1 protein-coding gene is annotated in these 593 nt (G+C 56.8%); it reads left to right on the forward strand.

The window, feature by feature from the left end; all coding sequences use genetic code 11:
* Positions 1 to 573: rhomboid family intramembrane serine protease (locus Q7C20_RS26865; RefSeq protein ID WP_375071206.1), on the forward strand; the 573-nt coding region annotated here is incomplete at its 5' end.
* Positions 574 to 593: the final 20 nt, after the last annotated feature.

Raw genomic sequence — 593 nt, forward strand, 5'->3', positions numbered from 1 at the left:
TGTGTGACGACCGAGTTAGTGCTGCAAGGTGCAGATCACGGGGTCTGGGGGTCCCCTCGTTGGCGCGCCCTAGCCTATGAATACGGCGGGTTTTGGCGGGGACTTTTAGGGACGTGGCGTCCCAACTACGCGGCCCAGCCTGTAGCCATGTTTGCCAGCTATGGTTTTTTGCACGGTGGCTTTACCCATCTACTGGTTAATATGATTACGCTTGTTTCTCTAGGGCCGATGGTGCTCGAACGGGTTGGACATCTATGTTTCGTGGTGATCTATGCCTTGGTACTTTTGGGCGGCGCTGCGGGCTTTGCTTTACTGTCCGCGGCGGTACAGCCCATGGTGGGCGCGTCAGGCGCGCTCTTTGGGCTCGCCGGCATAGTAGTCGCTTGGGAATATACGGCCCGCCGCTTAGCCCGTGAGGCGCTCGGCCCGGTGCTGCGGGTGATCGCGCTTTTAGTCACGATTAACCTGGTTATGTATTGGGCGATGGATGGGAACTTGGCTTGGGAGACCCATCTTGGCGGTTTCATCACTGGGTGGGCAGCCGGATGGTTGTTTCGAGGTAGATGTCTTTAGGTTTCCATAATGAATTTTCG

Source organism: Pseudomonas sp. AMR01 (genome assembly GCF_041946035.1).
GTDB lineage: Bacteria > Pseudomonadota > Gammaproteobacteria > Pseudomonadales > Pseudomonadaceae > Aquipseudomonas > Aquipseudomonas antarctica_B.